This window comes from Hoylesella marshii DSM 16973 = JCM 13450, from assembly GCF_000146675.1.
Taxonomy (GTDB): Bacteria; Bacteroidota; Bacteroidia; order Bacteroidales; family Bacteroidaceae; genus Prevotella; species Prevotella marshii.
The window spans coordinates 968040-982671 of the sequence record NZ_GL397214.1 but is presented as its reverse complement, the minus strand read 5'-3'; the positions used below and the strand labels follow the sequence as shown (position 1 = coordinate 982671).

The window sequence follows — 14632 nt, the reverse complement described above, 5'->3', positions numbered from 1 at the left end:
AGAAATAAGGATGAGAGGTTGAGAAGATGACGTTTATACCGACACATCGGCCTTGATGTGGTCGTAAGGGTCGTAGTTTGAGAGTTGGAAATCTTCGTAACGGAAAGAGAAGAGGTCGGCGATGTCGGGATTGAGCTTCATCGTCGGCAGGGGGCGAGGCGTGCGAGTGAGTTGCAGACGAGCCTGCTCCGTGTGGTTCAGATACAGGTGAGTGTCGCCTGTAGTATAGACGAAATCGCCGGCACGCAATCCCGTTACCTGTGCCATCATTAGCAGCAAGAGCGCGTAAGAGGCGATATTAAACGGCACACCCAAGAACGTATCGGCCGACCGCTGATAGAGTTGCAGGCTTAGTCTGCCCTCCGCCACATAGAACTGAAACAGGCAGTGACACGGCGGCAGGGCCATACTGTCTACCTCTGCGGGGTTCCATGCACTGACAATCATGCGACGGGAGTCGGGGTTTTGTCGCAGTTGGTTCAGCACGCCCTGTATCTGGTCTATGGTTTCGCCCTTGGGGCCAGCCCACGAACGCCACTGATGGCCGTAGACGGGGCCTAAGTCTCCATTTGCATCAGCCCATTCGTCCCATATACTCACTCCGTGTTCCTGCAAGTAGCGCACGTTGGTGTCTCCCTTGAGAAACCACAACAGTTCGTAGATGATAGACTTGAGGTGTAGCCTCTTGGTGGTAAGCAGCGGGAAGCCGTCTTCCATACGGAAGCGCATTTGATGGCCGAACACGCTGAGCGTACCTGTGCCGGTACGGTCGCCTTTCTTTGTACCTTCCGTCAGCAGGAGGTGGAGCAAGTCGAGATACTGTTTCATATCGTGATAATCGGGTGATAATGTTGCGGTATATGCGAGCTTTTCACTCGCCATTCTTGTGGGTAGAGGTTATTGGTTCGGTTGCCGAGGTGTTTTGCCCAACCGATAGGAATACCGTTGAAAGTGAGCAAAACGAAACCCCGCGGCGTGTCGGTCGAAAGGGTCACGGTCTCCCTGCGCAAATAACTCATCGCCTGCCCGTAGGTGAGCGACACGCGGGGGAATGCCGACTGAGAGAGCGACACAGAGAGTGCCAGCGACGGAGCGGGGATGAGGTCTTTCCCTTTCTGCGTGCCGAGTGTGATACCGGCGTGGATGATACGTAGTGAAGACTCCGCTGCATGATATGTTTCTGCCCACGCGCGGGGTACGGCCACGAGTTTGTCGTCTTTCCGATGCATCACGAACGCCTCCCCGTCCTTCAACCATGAAAGGGCGATGGCATCGCGGGCGGAATTCCCACGGCTGACAGTCTTCCCTTTCATGGAACTGCGATGGGTGGGCAATTCGCCCTCATCGGGTTTGCGCAGTACGGCCACAAAAAGTCCCTCACCACGGGTCTTGCCCGGTAGGAAACGATAGACGGGTGCCGCATAGCCGGACAGCAAGGAGCCGGTAATACCCCATTCGGGCTCCACGTCTACGGGCAGCACTTCGGCTCCCAATTCTCTCACTATCCAAGCCACGTTCTCCTCGTTCTCCATGGTGTTGAAGGTGCAAGTGGAATAGATAAACAGACCGCCACCACGCAAGCAATGCCATGTCTCGGACACGATGTCGCGCTGTCGGCGACTGCATGCCGTCACGTTCTGCACGCTCCATTCTGCCATGGTGCTTTCGTCTTTGCGAAACATGCCTTCGCCGGAGCAAGGTACGTCGGCGAGAATCACGTCGAACAGCAATCCCGACCGATGATAATCAACCGGCGAGTTGCAGGAAACGACAACATCAGGATGCCCGTACTTCATCAGATTCTCTGTCAATACGGCTGCACGCGAACGAACAGGCTCGTTGCAAAACAGCAGACTTCCCGCCGGCAATGCCGCCCTTGCCACAGTGGATTTTCCTCCCGGTGCAGCACAAAGGTCAAGCATGGTCACCGGCGAGGTGACGTATTGCCGAAGAATGCGATGAAGAAACATCGACGATGCCTCCTGCACGTAGTAACAGCCGGCATGCAAGAGCGGATCGAATGTGAACGGAGGACGCGTCCGCAGGTAAACACCCTCGCTGCACCATGGCACACGTGCATCGAAATCGGGCAATCCGACCGCATCGGTCGACACCTTAAAAGGGTTCAGCCGCAGGCTCACCGGCGGTTCTTCCTCCATCGCGTGCAGGAAAAGTGTATCATTTCCACCGCCCAACAGACGGCGCACATAGCTTTCAAAATCGGCAGGAAAAGTCATCATACCTCATTGTAACGGCTACAAAATTAAAAAAAAAACACGCTGATGCAACTTATTACCTGCTTACTACGTCTAATAAACAGAAAAAACAAACACAAACAAATGATTATGAAAAAGTATCTGTTTACATTGTTGGCACTCTTTGCCCTCACTACCACGGCTGTACAAGCCACTCCGAAACACCGCCACGACCCTGCCAAGGTGGGCACCGTAGGCAAAAAGGGAGCCGACCCTTCCACTATCAATGCCTATTCCGACACCACTTCGCGCGGTGCAAACGCCTCGGAAGACGATGACAGCGACGATTACGCCTCTAACTACAACCCACCCGACTTCGACGACGATTCCACCCCGTCATGGTCAAGTATGTGGAAAGAAAAGATGGCGTCGGATAAATACAATCCTTTCGCTGCCCCCCTCTTCATCATCTTCCTCATCCTTGCCTCCCTTGCCCCGTTCATCCTGATAGGTTTCATTGCATATTGGATGATAAAAGGTCGTAACCAGAAATACAAACTTGCAGAGAAAGCCATAGAATCGGGACAAACCTTACCGCAAGAATTTCTGCACACAGACCGTCAAACAGACGAATATCTATGGAAACGAGGCATCAAAAACGGAGCACTCGGAGTAGGTCTCGCCATCATGTTCCTGTGCTTAGGAGCCGAAGAACTTGCCGGTATCGGCGGATTGATATTCTTCTACGGCGTAGGTCAGGCACTCATCGCCCGCACCTCGGCACGCAAATGGAACCGGCACGACGACACTTCCACGCCCGATAACCTCTAACACGACGTGCTGTGAATCGTATGAATGATATTTCCCTCGTCACGAAGGCGGCTGTATTCCACGACAAGAAAGCGTTCGACGCCCTTGTACGGAAATACCAGTCGTCCGTGAGGCGGTTCTTCCTGAACCACACGCTGGGCGATATTCAACTGTCCGATGACCTTGCACAAGACACCTTTGTGAAAGCCTACATGCACATCACCTCGTTTCGCGGTATGGCCGGCTTCTCCACATGGCTCATGAAGATTGCCTATAATGTGTTCTACGATTACACCCGCCAACACCGACTCACAACCGACCTCGATGCCACTGCCGCCGCCTTGCAGCTCACCCACCGATCCGACGATGGTCTGAAAATAGACCTCTACCGCGCACTCGCACTGCTGAGAGACGAAGAGCGCACCTGCATCACACTGCAACTGATGGACGGACTTTCCATCGACCGCATCACACAAATCACCGATATGCCCGCCGGCACAGTGAAATCTCATCTCGCACGAGGTAAGCAACGACTGGCCGACTATCTAAAAAAGAATGGATATGACAGATAATCACGAACAACTCATACAAGACTTCTTCGCCGAGCACATGCCCGAGATAGAAGACAACGGTTTTACCGAACGTGTGATGCGGCGCCTCCCCGTGCCGGCACGACGGATAAACCGTATATGGACGGCCATATGTGCCGCAGCCGGTGTAGCGGCATTCGTATTACTGCAAGGGTGGAACGACTGCTCCAATATTTGGGCAGACATCGTGGGCTATGCCGCCACTTGTGCCCATTCCATCGACATTGTACACATGCAACCGCTTACTTTCGCAGGCGGGCTTGTGGTGCTTACGCTCGTTGCGGGCTACAATGCCGTTACTTCCGAGCCATAATTCCTCGTTTATATTTTCCACTTGCTATCCGTATCCGATGGGTACGGATGGCTTTTGCGTTTACCCCCCCCTGATGCAAACATAGGGTAAGCAAGCATCCTAAGGTCGTAAATTGACGATTGATAAGTCGGCATCCGTGCCCCATACAGGTTGGCGTTTTGTACCGGGAAAGGTCGGCAACCGTTCTCTGCGCAAGTCGTATCGGTTGTGAGATTCTGTCGCACCTACAGTGCTCCATTTAGGGAAACGTCCTATACCCTGCGCTACGTGCAGGGCTGACCTATTACGCGCTTATAGCACTGACATTGCGTCTCGTACTGTTATAACAGCAGCTCGGGATAGAAGAATCTTATCTATTACTGTCCCCTATAAACCTTTTCCGTATATAAGAGTTAGGCGCTGAAATTCAAACGAGGTTTTTTCTGCCATCTTCCATGGACGATGGCAGTTTTTGAGTCATTTTCTGCCATCCGCCGTGGACGATGGCAGTTTTTTGATTATTTTCTGCCATCCGCGCTGGCAGATGACAGTTTTTTGATAATTTTCTGCCATCTGCGCTGGCGGATGACAGTTTTTACTCATTGCCAATCGATTTTCATCTCGTGCATGGAAATTCGCAGAACGATGAACTCATCATCATGACTGAAAAAGCAAATGCGCCACCAAAAGAACTTGATTTATTTCATTAGGGAGGCTTGGTTTTCAAAAAAAATGCGGAATTACCTATATAAAGGCAATCCCGCAAGGATTTTTATGCGAATTAAGGGCTACCGGACAGCAATAATTCTTTTTCAATAGCCCCAAGGGACGATAGAATACAGGCGGGGGTGGAGCGACGAGTGTGATTGAGAATCCACCGGCACAAAACAGAACGTGAAGCGGTAAGACAACCTCTATGCCTTGGTCGTCGAATCAAGCGAAGCCCCCGAGAGGATGGCGGAAAGCTGGCAGGACAATATTATTGGATGGCCACATTGTCTAACTGTGGTTTTAGAAGCCGTCGAAGCGAACCCTCACGGCTGGTAACCTTGCCCCGCCATACATAGTTTTTCCCACCGGTAGTGATTTCTATACCCACCGCTTTCGGTCGGTTATAGATGGTATAGACGGCATCTTCATTCCTAAAAGTTAAAAGCCCCTTGTGGGGGAAGTATGTAAAAGCAGGTGGCTCGTTTTCTATTCCCACAGGGAATGAGAATTCTATTTGTCCGTCGGGTTGCAGCAACACATAGTACAAACTCCCGTCGTACATACTGAAAAGCACCACTTCTTTGTCGCTTTTTCCGACACGAAACGACAGTATCTTCCTCAGACCCTCTGTGTCGAGGTTTAAGGTGCACAAGGTATCTACCTGCATTTGTTCCCCGTTCCAAACCTCTTCTATATAGGTTTCAAAAGGTGCGTTTCGTAAGTCTTCTGTCATGGCATTCACCAACTTAGGTTCGTTGTTTTCTACCACGAAAGTGGAAAACTTGTGCCAACCGTAACCGTCTTTTTCCATGGTAAAGAGGGTCTTCTCCTCATCGTTGATGCTGAACATGCCGCAGTATTCGTGTGCCAATCTCGTAAATTCGGGACTCTGTACGAATCCGCTTTCCGTTGCAAGGTAGATTTGATACGACGGACCGTGGTAACAGCTGTACTGCCCGTCCATAATGGCGAAGTCTTTCTTGCCGTCGAAGTTGAAGTCGTCGTAGAGTATTCCGCTGTATTCTCCGTAGGGTCGTTCTGCGATATTGGCCAGCAGTTTGCCATCGTGTAGTTCATAGGTCAGTTCTTCGGCCTCTTCGCAGATGAGCTCTTTGCCGGTTTCTTGCTCATAGATGGCAATCCATCCGGGGCTGAACACCTCTGAAGTGTCTGCAATATACACCTTTCCGTAGTATTCGTCCGAGAATCCGTCTACTGTGAATATGACTTGTGCCGAAGCCAATATGGGCACTTGCAATAGCAACATCAGGATAAATATTTTCAACTTCATGGATGTCATATCGATGTTTCTCATAGCAAGAATGCTTTATGGGGTACACAAATACGCGCTTCTTGCCTTATTTTGTGATGATTCCTTAGTATTTGATGCTCAAAAGTTCGAGATTGTATTTTTTCACGGTCGTAACGTGACGATTGATAAGTCGGCATCCGTGCCCTGTACAGATGGCGTTTGTGCGTGACACAGGTGGCGTTTGTATAGGGAAGGGCCGGCAACCTTTTTCGGCTCGAAATCCAAAGGAATGTCCGTCTGCGCCCCATGTTAAGAGGAGCAGACGGGCATTATAGCGGGCGATAATGGGCTATTTGTCCACCAAAGTGAAGTCGAGTTGTCGCTTCTCTTGGTTAGCCCGGGCTACCTGTATGCAGACGGCATCGCCCAGCTGATACTTGTGATGGCGGCGACGTCCTACGAGGCAGTAGTTGCGCTCGTCGAAGTCATAGTAGTCGTCGTCGAGGTCGCGTATGGGCACCATGCCTTCGCAGTGGTTTTCGTCTATCTCGCAGTAGATGCCGTAGCTGGTGATGCCGCTGATGTGTGCGGCATAGGTCTCGCCTAATTTGTCGGCCATAAACTCCACCATCTTGTACTTGATGGAGTCGCGTTCGGCGTTGGCGGCTATCTGTTCCATGTCGCTGGCGTGTTCGCACAGTTCTTCGTAATGCTCTTTATTCGCACTGCGTCCGCCCGCTTGGTAACGGGTAAGGAGACGATGCACGAGGGTATCGGGATAGCGACGGATAGGGCTGGTGAAATGGGTGTAGTAGGGGAACGCCAGCCCGTAGTGTCCGATGTTGTGAACACTGTATTTGGCTTTCATCATAGCGCGTAGGGCAACGGTCTCGATGAGTTTCTGTTCGTTGCGTCCTTGTACGTCGTCGAGCAACTTGTTGAGACTGCGCGAGACTTCGCCCTTGGTACCGGCGGTCTTGAGTTTATAGCCGAACTTCACGATAAACTGACGTAATGTTTCGAGTTTGGTAGGATCGGGTGCATCGTGTATGCGGTAGGGCAGTGTTTTGGGCTTACCTTTTTTTACCATGCCTACGCTCTCGGCCACGGTTTTGTTGGCAAGGAGCATAAACTCCTCGATGAGTTTGTTGGCATCTTTCGACATCTTGAAGTAGGCGCGCACGGGCTTTCCCGTCTTGTCAATGTCGAAGTGAAGTTCTTCGCGGTCGAACTTCACGGCACCGCCTTTGAAACGTTTGTTGCGCAGATGCTTTGCCAGACGGTCGAGGGTGATGAGTGCTTCGGCGTTTTCTCCGCGATAGCCACCCTTGGGAGCGGGCGGAGCAGGTTGTCCGGTGCCGTCTTTCACTCCGTTGTCTTCGAGAATCTGTTGCACCTCTTCATAGGCATAGCGGCGATTGCTGCGAATCACGGTGTGTGCCAATCGCCATGTTTTGATGTCGGCATTGTCGTCGAGATTGAAGATGACGCTATAGGCCAGCTTCTCTTCATCGGGGCGGAGCGAGCAAATGAAGTTACACAACCGTTCGGGCAGCATGGGGATGGTGCGGTCTACAAGGTAGACGGACGTGGCGCGTTTCTGCGCTTCACGGTCGATGATGGAGCCTTCGGCAACGTAGTGTGACACGTCGGCAATGTGTACGCCCACCTGCCAAAGTCCCTTGTCGAGGCGTTTAATGGAGAGCGCATCGTCGAAGTCTTTGGCATCGTGGGGGTCGATGGTGCACGTGAATGTATCGCGGAAGTCTTCGCGCTCGCGGAGGTCGGTCTCTGTAATCTCGCCTGAAATCTTTTCTGCCGCCTCTTCCACGGCTTTCGGATACTTATAGGGCAGGCCATACTGTGCCAAAATGGTGTTCATTTCCACGTCGTTGTCGCCCGAGGCTCCGAGCACGTCCACCACTTCGCCCACGAGGTTTTTCGATTCGCGGCCAGGCCATTGGGTAATCTTCACCACAGCCTTGTCGCCTGTGTGTCCGCCTTTGAGTCGTCGCTTGGGGATAATGATGTCGTGCGCATAAATGTTGCCCTCGGTCACGAGGCAGGCAAAGTCTTTTTCTACGCGCAACTTGCCCACGAATGTGTCGCGGGCATGGGAGAGCACCTCCACCACTTGCGCCTCTTTGATGTGGTTGGGACGGCGTGCCATCAGCGATGCGCGCACACGGTCGCCGTCGAGTGCGAACATGGAGTTGCGCTCTGCCACGAACACGGGTTTGTCGCTGCCGTCGGCTATGAAGGAGTTTTTGCCGTTGGACTTACGGCGAAAGACGCCTTCCTGCACCTGTGAAGCAGTGCTCAGTTTATAGGCGTTATCGGATACTTTCGCGAGCACATCGTCCCACGACAGCTCTTCCATGATGTCGATAGCCATCATCTTCAAAGGGTGGGTGTCGAGTTTGAGTTGTCGGAATATGTCTTTGAAACTCAATGTTCTATCGGGTTGTTCTTGGAAAAACGCCACGAGCCTGTCGGTCAGTTGTCGTTTGCTCATACGTTTTTTCCCTGCTTTTTTTCCTTTTGTCATGGTAGGTTTCTGTTTTTGTTTGCTGCAAAGTAAGGAAAAAAAACGGTGTTATGCAAGTATTGTTACTGATTTTTGGGAATGGGCTGGCGAGCAGAGCAAAGTTTGCTGGTGAGCAGAATGAATTTTGCTGGTGAGTAGAAAAAAGTCTGCTGGTGAGCAGAAATCGGTTCGCTCACTGACCTGCTTTCGGACGGTGGTGAAACGTGGGTCGTACTTACTTGGTAACGCGTTGGAAATAAATCAGTTCCATGGCCGGAACGCGTATAAGTCCGCGACGCAGAATGATAAGTCCGTCGCGTTCCATACTGCGAAGCGTGGCTGAGATGTGGCGACGGCTGTCGTTGAGTTCGGCGGCAAGTCGTTCCATCTTAATGGCGAGCCACTTCTCTCCGGCGGGACGGAGGCATCGCTCCTCTATAAACTGCACGATGAGTGCTCGGCGGTCGGTAGGGCGAGCATGCCAAGGATTACGCGCTACCCGTTGACATCGGGTGGAGAGCATATTGAGGAGATTGAGGCGAAAGATGAGATATTCGTCGGCCAAACGTACCACGTCGGCCTTGTCGAGACTAACGAGCATACAGTCTGTGCGGGTGAAGAAAGAGCGAGAGTAGTGCTGGTGAAGACCGAACAGGTGCTCTATTTGCAGCACTTCGGGGGCATTTACGGTCTCTGAAAGGCTGTAAGTGTGGTTGTCTGAATAATGGGTGGCAACGAGACTTCCTCGGATGAGAAAGTGGAGCCGCTGACAGGCGTCCCCGTCTTGTATCAAGGGCTTGTTCTTATTGTAGCGGGCAAAGAAGAAGGGTGTATGGGAGGCTACATGCTCGAGGTCGTCGCGACTCATGCCCTGAAACAGCGGCAGGGTGGCCAGACGTTGGGGGAAATGGTCGGGAAGCATGGGATAGAAAACGCGTGTTATTGCCTAATTTTATCGCGTAGTGAGGGTGAGAACCACACTGCATTACGCCCTTGGGCGTCGGTATAGATGAAATAGGCCATCAGCTCTGGGTGACGGTGGAGCACGCGGCGTGCCTTCTCAAGCCCCATCACCATGAACGAAGTGGCGTAGGCGTCGGCGGTGGCGCAGTCTGCAGCCAGCACGGTAGACGACAGAATGTTGTGCTGCACGGGATAGCCTGTGGCAGGGTCTATGGTATGAGCGTATTTTTTACCGCCTTTATAGTAGAAATTGCGGTAGTTGCCGCTGGTAGCCATGGCCTTGTCGGTGACGTTGAGTACGGTTTGTATCTCGCCCGTGATGTTGAGCGAATCGTCTGTAGGCTTCGTTACGCCTATCTTCCATGGCAGTCGCTTGGCATTGATTCCGCTGGTCACTACCTCGCCGCCTATCTCTATCATGAAGTTCCGCACACCCCGGGTACGCAGGAAATCGGCCACCACATCGCATCCGTAACCTTTCGCAATGGCATTGCAATCGAGCATGATGCGGGGATCGGCCTTCTGCACATAGTCGCCTGCGAGTTTCACTTTCTTGTATCCTGTGATGTGAAGCAAGCTATCTATGCGATGTCTGTCGGGCGTGATGCCGCTTTTGAATCCGAATCCCCACGCATTAACAAGCGGTGCTACGGTGATGTCAAAGGCACCATCGGTCTCGCGGGAGACGCTTTCGGCCAGTGTGAATACCCGACGGAACATATCGTCTACCCTTACTCGTTCGTTGCGATTGATGGACGAGATGACGGACTGTTTATTAAAGGTGGAGAGCGAGCGGTCTACCTTTCGCAGCTCGGCTTCAATCTCTGCTTTCATGTTTGTCTCATGCTGATAGGTGATGTTGTAGACGGTGCCGAACACGAATCCGCTGTCGTGTTGGTAGGGCATCGACTGTTGCTGCCTGATAATGAGAACAGTGCCTGCAATGAGCACGGCCAGCAGGGGTATCTGCCATAGGAGACGCTTGCTACGTTTGTTGTCTGTCATCGTGGGTATTGTATTTGGTAATGGTCTTAAAATTCAATCGTTACATGGAATGTCCCGCCGATACGGGCATTGGATGCCACGCCGTAGCCGGGCACGTACCATGCGTTGCCCAGCGCTCCTTCGTTGTGAAAGAGTCGGCGTCTGTAACGCAGGCTCCAGCCCATGCGCAATGCACCTGTAATCTTGGCATCAAGTCCGAAGGCAAATTCCAGCCAATGGTAGTAACACTTCACGTTGCTGGCTTTATACTCCGCCGTTCCTCCCCAATTCGGGTCTGTTATGCCCGGGCTGAACAAGTCGTATTTAAATGCCGAATAAGCATAGCGTGCCCCTCCGTAAAGCCGATAGATGTCGTGCTTGTTGCGCATCAGATTGAAATCCATGCCGGCACGCGCATACGGGGATTTCGCAGCATAATGGATGCGGGTGGATTCTTCGGTATGGTCGGCCTCGCCTATTCCGAGTTCAAGTACGGGGAAATACTTGTCTTTCAGGTTTACTCTCAGGGCTGCTTCATACTGTCCGTAGTCGCTCACTTGTCTTTGTATCATGCCTAACATGTCGACCGATACGGCAACCCCTCTGAACAGCGGTATGCTGTCTTTCGGAGCTGTGGGCAACTTCTCCCGTTGTGCAAATGCTTCGACGGGTATCATGAGCAACATGCTAATTGCCTGAATGCAGATATACTTTAAGATGTTCTTTGGAAGCATCGTAGGTTACATTTCTTCGATTGACGACAATGGAATCTATCTTGTGGCGTGTATGGGTAATGCCGATTATCTCGTGGAAGTATGCCGGATTGCAGTCGGGCGACACGAAATGGGCTTGATTGGTCTTTTTTATCCGCAGCGTATCCGTAACTTCTGTGCCCAGCGTGTCTTTGAAAAGGAAATACAAGGCATCTTCTTGCTGGGCATAGCTCATGGGCACGCGGATACTGTCTACCTTAATATCTTTATTGATAAGCACGGAGTCGACACCCGAAACCTTAGTAGTGGAAACAGTAAGCGTGTCTTTCAGCGAGGCTCTTACCCCTGAAGTGTTGTAGAAACCATAAACGGTGTGCACCATGTTGTTGAACGGACAGTCTATGGTGGAGCACGAAGCGCACAACAAAAGTACAGCCATGGTGCAGCTACCTATCACTTTTCGCATCGGATGGTCTCCTCTATTTGGTAATCGTTTCTCGTTGCAGCCGAACGGCTCACAAGGTCGCCTATGAAGCCGGTAAGGAACAATTGGGTACCGATTATCATCATCGTCAGTGAGAGATAGAAATAGGGCGAATCTGTGACAAGTCGCTGGGGAATGTTGTGATACAAAGCCCACAGCTTGTCGGCACCGATGATAAAGGCCGAGAACAGACCGATGAGAAACATCAAAGTGCCCAGAAGCCCGAATACGTGCATCGGTTTCCGTCCGAAACTGCTTAAGAACCAAAGGGTAATAAGGTCGAGATAGCCATTGAAAAAACGATTCATCCCGAACTTAGACGAACCGTATTTACGGGCTTGGTGGTGCACCACCTTTTCGCCAATCTTGCTAAACCCTGCTGTCTTAGCCAGATAGGGGATGTAGCGATGCATCTCTCCATATACCTCTATGTTCTTGACCACGTCTTTGCGATATGCTTTTAGGCCACAGTTGAAGTCGTGGAGGTTGTGTATACCGCTGATTCTCCGTGCCGTAGCATTGAAAAGTTTGGTAGGTAGGGTTTTCGATAACGGGTCGTAACGCTTTTGTTTGTAGCCCGATACGAGGTCATATTTCTCTTCCGTAATCATGCGATACAGCGCCGGAATCTCATCGGGTGAGTCTTGCAGGTCGGCATCCATGGTAATCACCACTTTCCCCTGTGCCTCTTTAAATCCGCAATACAGGGCAGGACTCTTGCCGTAATTGCGACGGAACTTGATACCTTTCACCGTTTCGCTCTTACGCCCTATCTCTTCTATCGCTTCCCATGAACGATCCGTAGACCCATCATTCACGAATATCACTTCATAAGAGAAGTTGTTTTCACGCATCACACGGTCTATCCATGTATATAGCTCCGGTATCGATTCTTCCTCGTTATAGAGAGGTATTACAACAGATATGTCTATCATCTCGGAATATTAATGTTTGTTGTTTGTGTTTGTATCCAACGGCCTGTCTGATTTCAGCAATAAGGCGATGGGTAAGCTCAGCATCGCCCCTATCAGAATGTTGAATGAAAGAAAGGAAATAGCAAAATCGATGGGACGCGTCTGCGACAGCAGATTCAGCTCTGTGTCCAACTGCGTCTGCGTCATACCGTAAGCCATCAGCACTTGTCTCATCTCCGGTTTGGTGAGCGAAGCCACGATTTGCCCCATAAAATAGCCTTGGTCTATGTATTGAAAGTAGACGAACTGTGCCATGGCTAAGATTAAAGCCGCATAGAAAAAGCAGTAAAGCGAATAAGAGAGTGCTCCAAAGAAGCCGATAGTGCCGTTTAGGCTGTTGTTCCGAAACCGTTTCAATCGCGATGCCACAAAGAAAGGACTCAGCAATGCCAGCACCGTAAACCCGCTTTGAACCATAGGATAGCTGATGCCACCTATCAAGCAGGAAAAGCTCACTACCCATATCAGCCCCAACCATCCCCCGTCGATGCGGGCACATGCCCTGACCAATTTGTATGTTTCTATTGATGCCATCACCCTTTATTGGTTATATCATGAATGCAAAATTACGTAATTTATCTCAGATAAGCCTATCTCCCTTCCATTTTCTCATGTTTTACCGACCTATTCGCGACAGACAACAGTCCAATTCCTCAAGCGTGTTGGCCACTTGGATGAGGCGTCGATAATCACCGCGAATCATGTGTTGCGTTTCCAAATAGTCGAGAAAAGTCACGAGAGGTGACCAAAATGCGGCTATGTTATAGAGAATGACGGGCTTGCGATGATAACCGATTGTTGCAGAGGCCGCCATGGAGAAAATCTCATCCAGCGTGCCGATGCCACCCGGAAGGGCGATGGAAACATCACTCTTGGCAAGCATGAGGTCTTTTCTATCGCTAAGGTTGTCGCACAGTATCTCAACGTCAAGATATTCGGAACTGCGCCCTTCACGTTCCACCATGCGAGGAACGACCCCCACGACCTGTGCCCCTGCCTCATGCGCAGCACGAGCCACACACTCCATCAGCCCGATGTTGCAGCCTCCGCATACCACGTCGTCGCCGCGCTTAGCCAACCATCGCCCCAAGGCTTCCGTCTTCTCAAAATATGCTTTGTCAATGTTGTTGTTGGCAGAGCAGAATATAGCTATCTTCATATTCGCATTTTGTTGTGTGCAAATTTACCGCTTTCTTTTGAGAAAGTGCATCGTCTGTCGGAAAAACCGTACCTTTGCGCACAAAACGATACAAACCGATGAATATCATTGCTGCCCACCCTGCACAAGCGCATGCCATTGCACGCCTTATCATGCTGGCGATGAACCACGACTGTTGTCTGCATTTTGCCGGAGAAGGACATACATTGGCTGAGTTTGAAAGCCTGATGACACGCCTCGTAGCACGCGACGACACCCAATACAGTTACCGCAACACGCTCGTGGCAATGACCGACGAGGGAGACTTAGCGGGCATCTGCGTTAGTTACGATGGCGCTGCTCTTCACACCTTGCGCCGTGCTTTTATAGAAGAGGTACGCGACACATTCGGGCGAGACTTCTCTGCGATGGACGATGAGACCCAGACGGGAGAACTCTATATCGACAGTTTGGCCGTAACCGATATCTATCGGCAACAAGGTGTGGCCGAGGCGCTGCTGCGGGCTACCGTATCGCGTGCCGAGATGCTCTGCCTGCCGGCCGTGGGATTGCTCGTAGACAAAGGCAATCCAAATGCAGAACGCCTGTATCGCCGCATTGGTTTCTGCTATGTCAACGATGCCATGTGGGGTGGTCATGCCATGCGTCATCTGCAAATCGTATTCCCCCGTCGGGTATGAAAACACTCTTCCGCACCTACAAACGATGCCATCTGTACCACGTATGAATGCCATCTGTACGGGGTACGAATACCGACTTATCATCCGTCACTTTACGGCTTTGAAAAGATAAAGTCTCGAACTTTTGAGCATCAAATAACGGAAGGACTATTACAAAAAGGAAGCGGAAAGTTTGGCTGTTTGCAGAATTAACTTTACCTTTGCCGCCATGATTCAACTGTGTGTAACATATCCTATATATAAACAAGGTGTAAATCTTATGCAGAGAAATCTCAAATTCTTTGCATCTTTTCATATC

General features: G+C 51.1%; 16 protein-coding genes. 4 read left to right on the top strand and 12 right to left on the bottom strand.

What is annotated here, in order from left to right; all coding sequences use genetic code 11:
* Positions 1 to 33: 33 nt before the first annotated feature.
* Positions 34 to 828 carry a thymidylate synthase gene (locus HMPREF0658_RS04130; RefSeq protein ID WP_024991004.1) on the bottom strand — a complete coding sequence of 265 codons (795 nt, stop codon included), beginning with the start codon at positions 826 to 828 and terminating at the stop codon, positions 34 to 36.
* Positions 825 to 2240, bottom strand: coding sequence for a methyltransferase RsmF C-terminal domain-like protein (locus tag HMPREF0658_RS04125; RefSeq protein ID WP_006948790.1), 1416 nt, complete (start codon positions 2238 to 2240; stop codon positions 825 to 827). Before HMPREF0658_RS04125 ends, HMPREF0658_RS04130 begins: the two co-directional genes overlap by 4 nt.
* Before the next feature lie 105 nt (positions 2241 to 2345).
* Between HMPREF0658_RS04125 and HMPREF0658_RS10625 the strand changes: the two genes are divergently transcribed.
* Genes HMPREF0658_RS10625 through HMPREF0658_RS04110 form a run of 3 tightly spaced genes read left to right on the top strand, consistent with a single transcriptional unit; the run spans position 2346 to position 3908 of the window.
* Positions 2346 to 3026, top strand: coding sequence for a DUF6249 domain-containing protein (locus tag HMPREF0658_RS10625; protein WP_139047712.1), 681 nt, complete (start codon positions 2346 to 2348; stop codon positions 3024 to 3026).
* Positions 3027 to 3046: 20 nt separating this feature from the next.
* On the top strand, positions 3047 to 3577 hold the full coding sequence (locus HMPREF0658_RS04115; protein ID WP_036883993.1) for an RNA polymerase sigma factor: 531 nt from the start codon (positions 3047 to 3049) through the stop codon (positions 3575 to 3577).
* The gene (locus HMPREF0658_RS04110) at positions 3567 to 3908 is read left to right on the top strand and encodes a DUF5056 domain-containing protein (protein WP_051524464.1); all 342 of its coding nucleotides are present in this window, start codon (positions 3567 to 3569) and stop codon (positions 3906 to 3908) included. Before HMPREF0658_RS04115 ends, HMPREF0658_RS04110 begins: the two co-directional genes overlap by 11 nt.
* Before the next feature lie 958 nt (positions 3909 to 4866).
* Here the strand turns inward: HMPREF0658_RS04110 and HMPREF0658_RS04105 are convergent.
* The 9 genes from HMPREF0658_RS04105 to HMPREF0658_RS04065 form a co-directional block, all read right to left on the bottom strand.
* The gene (locus HMPREF0658_RS04105) at positions 4867 to 5913 is read right to left on the bottom strand and encodes an XAC2610-related protein (protein WP_036883983.1); all 1047 of its coding nucleotides are present in this window, start codon (positions 5911 to 5913) and stop codon (positions 4867 to 4869) included.
* Positions 5914 to 6199: 286 nt separating this feature from the next.
* Complete coding sequence (gene rnr / locus HMPREF0658_RS04100; protein ID WP_006948784.1) at positions 6200 to 8398, bottom strand: ribonuclease R; 2199 nt, start codon at positions 8396 to 8398, stop codon at positions 6200 to 6202.
* Positions 8399 to 8612: 214 nt separating this feature from the next.
* A complete protein-coding gene (locus HMPREF0658_RS04095) occupies positions 8613 to 9299 on the bottom strand; it encodes a Crp/Fnr family transcriptional regulator (protein ID WP_006948783.1) in 687 nt (228 codons plus the stop codon).
* 17 nt (positions 9300 to 9316) lie between these two features.
* Positions 9317 to 10345, bottom strand: coding sequence for an FAD:protein FMN transferase (locus HMPREF0658_RS04090; protein WP_006948782.1), 1029 nt, complete (start codon positions 10343 to 10345; stop codon positions 9317 to 9319).
* A gap of 26 nt (positions 10346 to 10371) precedes the next feature.
* Positions 10372 to 11001 (bottom strand): DUF6048 family protein, encoded by a 630-nt coding sequence (locus HMPREF0658_RS04085; protein ID WP_139047710.1) that lies wholly within the window; start codon positions 10999 to 11001, stop codon positions 10372 to 10374.
* Positions 11002 to 11011: 10 nt separating this feature from the next.
* Positions 11012 to 11503, bottom strand: a complete 492-nt coding sequence (locus tag HMPREF0658_RS04080; protein ID WP_024991002.1) for a DUF6452 family protein — start codon at positions 11501 to 11503, stop codon at positions 11012 to 11014.
* Positions 11491 to 12453 carry a glycosyltransferase family 2 protein gene (locus tag HMPREF0658_RS04075; protein WP_024991001.1) on the bottom strand — a complete coding sequence of 321 codons (963 nt, stop codon included), beginning with the start codon at positions 12451 to 12453 and terminating at the stop codon, positions 11491 to 11493. The genes HMPREF0658_RS04080 and HMPREF0658_RS04075 overlap by 13 nt, the downstream gene beginning before the upstream one ends.
* Before the next feature lie 12 nt (positions 12454 to 12465).
* Positions 12466 to 13029 (bottom strand): DUF4199 domain-containing protein, encoded by a 564-nt coding sequence (locus HMPREF0658_RS04070; protein ID WP_006948778.1) that lies wholly within the window; start codon positions 13027 to 13029, stop codon positions 12466 to 12468.
* Positions 13030 to 13111: 82 nt separating this feature from the next.
* The gene (locus tag HMPREF0658_RS04065) at positions 13112 to 13654 is read right to left on the bottom strand and encodes an LOG family protein (protein ID WP_006948777.1); all 543 of its coding nucleotides are present in this window, start codon (positions 13652 to 13654) and stop codon (positions 13112 to 13114) included.
* 98 nt (positions 13655 to 13752) lie between these two features.
* Here HMPREF0658_RS04065 and HMPREF0658_RS04060 point away from each other — a divergent pair, with 98 nt between their 5' ends.
* A complete protein-coding gene (locus HMPREF0658_RS04060; protein WP_006948775.1) occupies positions 13753 to 14334 on the top strand; it encodes a GNAT family N-acetyltransferase in 582 nt (193 codons plus the stop codon).
* Between the two features lie 16 nt (positions 14335 to 14350).
* Here HMPREF0658_RS04060 and HMPREF0658_RS11735 read toward each other — a convergent pair.
* A partial coding sequence (locus tag HMPREF0658_RS11735; protein ID WP_006948774.1) for a hypothetical protein occupies positions 14351 to 14632 on the bottom strand: 282 nt, incomplete at its 5' end.

Bases quoted from the DNA above. Each gene is read 5' to 3' on its own strand.
- HMPREF0658_RS04130 (WP_024991004.1), bottom strand. From the start codon at position 828: ATGAAACAGTATCTCGACTTGCTCCACCTCCTGCTGACGGAAGGTACA.
- HMPREF0658_RS04125 (WP_006948790.1), bottom strand. From the start codon at position 2,240: ATGATGACTTTTCCTGCCGATTTTGAAAGCTATGTGCGCCGTCTGTTG.
- HMPREF0658_RS10625 (WP_139047712.1), top strand. From the start codon at position 2,346: ATGAAAAAGTATCTGTTTACATTGTTGGCACTCTTTGCCCTCACTACC.
- HMPREF0658_RS04115 (WP_036883993.1), top strand. From the start codon at position 3,047: ATGAATGATATTTCCCTCGTCACGAAGGCGGCTGTATTCCACGACAAG.
- HMPREF0658_RS04110 (WP_051524464.1), top strand. From the start codon at position 3,567: ATGACAGATAATCACGAACAACTCATACAAGACTTCTTCGCCGAGCAC.
- HMPREF0658_RS04105 (WP_036883983.1), bottom strand. From the start codon at position 5,913: ATGAGAAACATCGATATGACATCCATGAAGTTGAAAATATTTATCCTG.
- rnr (WP_006948784.1), bottom strand. From the start codon at position 8,398: ATGACAAAAGGAAAAAAAGCAGGGAAAAAACGTATGAGCAAACGACAA.
- HMPREF0658_RS04095 (WP_006948783.1), bottom strand. From the start codon at position 9,299: ATGCTTCCCGACCATTTCCCCCAACGTCTGGCCACCCTGCCGCTGTTT.
- HMPREF0658_RS04090 (WP_006948782.1), bottom strand. From the start codon at position 10,345: ATGACAGACAACAAACGTAGCAAGCGTCTCCTATGGCAGATACCCCTG.
- HMPREF0658_RS04085 (WP_139047710.1), bottom strand. From the start codon at position 11,001: ATGATACCCGTCGAAGCATTTGCACAACGGGAGAAGTTGCCCACAGCT.
- HMPREF0658_RS04080 (WP_024991002.1), bottom strand. From the start codon at position 11,503: ATGCGAAAAGTGATAGGTAGCTGCACCATGGCTGTACTTTTGTTGTGC.
- HMPREF0658_RS04070 (WP_006948778.1), bottom strand. From the start codon at position 13,029: ATGGCATCAATAGAAACATACAAATTGGTCAGGGCATGTGCCCGCATC.
- HMPREF0658_RS04065 (WP_006948777.1), bottom strand. From the start codon at position 13,654: ATGAAGATAGCTATATTCTGCTCTGCCAACAACAACATTGACAAAGCA.
- HMPREF0658_RS04060 (WP_006948775.1), top strand. From the start codon at position 13,753: ATGAATATCATTGCTGCCCACCCTGCACAAGCGCATGCCATTGCACGC.